We start from the raw sequence: 1,511 nt of genomic DNA, 5'->3' as shown, positions 1-1,511 counted from the left end.
TGTCCGTCGTCAGATGATTTGAGACAGGCTGCGGGCCTCAGGAACGGAGGCTCTGGTCCACCTGGGTTGAGAGGTTAGGCAGCTTGCGCGTGGTGGCGCAAGCGACGATCGGTGAGGGTCTGGCGCTTGATCCGCTCCCGCTCGCGCAGGACGGCCTCGTCCCGGCCGAAGTAGATGTCGGCGGGGGTGAGATTGCCCAAGCTCTCGTGAGCCCGGACGTGGTTGTAGTGCTCGACGAAGGCCGCGACCCGCGCCTCCAACTCGCCGGGCAGATAGGCGTGGTCGAGCAGGATGCGGTTCTTCAGCGTCTGATGCCAACGCTCGATCTTGCCCTGGGTTTGGGGATGGCGCGGCGCACCGCGGATGTGGGTCATACCGCGGCGACCAAGCCAGTCGGCCAGATCACCAGCGACGTAGCTCGATCCGTTGTCGGTCAGCAGCCGCGGCCGGTGCACCACCTGCACCTGATCGAGCCCGGCGGCGCGCAGCGCCATCTCGAGCGTGGCGGTGACGTCGCTGGCCTGCATCGTGGCACACAGCTTCCAGGCCACGATGAAGCGGGAGAAGTCGTCGAGCACCGTCGAGAGATAGTACCAGCCCCAGTCGACCACCTTCAGGTAGGTGAAGTCCGTCTGCCAGAGCTGGTTGGGAGCTGTGGTCTTGTCGCGGAACTCGTCAGCCGCTTTGACAACGATGTAGGCCGGGCTGGTGATCAGGTCGTGCGCCTTGAGCAGACGGTAAACGGTGGCTTCCGAGACGAAGTAGCACCGCTCATCGGTGAAGCGCACCGCCAGCTCGCGCGGGGACAGCTCCGGCTCGTCCAACGCCAGAGCGATGATCTGCTCGCGAACCTCAGCGGGCAGGCGGTTCCAGACCCGGCTTGGCCGAGAGGGGCGGTCAGCCAGCGCTTCGGGTCCCCCTTGGTGGTAGAGGTCGTACCAGCGGTAGAAGGTGGCGCGCGGGATGCCGAGTTTCTCCAGGGTCGCGCGCACCGGCAAGGGGGACTGCTCAACCAGCCGGATAATCTCCAGCTTCTCAGGGGCCGGGTACCTCATGCCTCGTCTTCCCCAGCCCCGCTCATGCTTTTTTTGAGCAGGCGGTTCTCCAGCGTGAGATCGGCCACGACCTCCTTGAGGGCGCTGGCCTCGCGACGCAGGTCCTTGACCTCGTCCGAGGTGGCAGCGCGGGCCGTGTCGCCGGCCAGCCGCTTCTTGCCCGCCTCCAAGAACTCCTTGGACCAGCCGTAGTACATCGACGTGGCGATGCCTGCGCGCCGGCACAGCTCGGCGATGCTGTCCTCGCCGCGCAGGCCCTCCAGCACGATGCGGATCTTCTCCTCGGCCGAGAACTGCCGGCGGGTGGCGCGGCGAATGTCCTTGATCACCGCGTCTGCCGGCTTCCGCGCCGGCCCGGATGTCTGCTTCATCTTCGCTCCTGGGGGGCTACGCTGAACCAGCCATCCTCCGTTCGTGAAGGGCCTCACTCTGTCTCACGGGTGCCGACGGCGGACA

1 protein-coding gene is annotated in these 1,511 nt (G+C 66.3%); it reads right to left on the bottom strand.

All coding sequences use genetic code 11. From position 1 onward, the window contains the following. Window positions 1-74: 74 nt before the first annotated feature. Window positions 75-1,426 (bottom strand): IS3 family transposase gene (locus tag ACKUB9_RS34265; protein WP_407531158.1). Its coding sequence is split into 2 segments (ribosomal slippage): window positions 75-1,090 and window positions 1,090-1,426, totalling 1,353 coding nucleotides; the frame shifts between segments, so codons are not numbered across the junction. Window positions 1,427-1,511: the final 85 nt, after the last annotated feature.

The organism is Methylobacterium oryzisoli (genome assembly GCF_046557895.1).
GTDB lineage: Bacteria > Pseudomonadota > Alphaproteobacteria > Rhizobiales > Beijerinckiaceae > Methylobacterium > Methylobacterium oryzisoli.
Note: the sequence above shows the minus strand (reverse complement) of the source record. Positions and strands in the feature narration are given on the sequence as shown.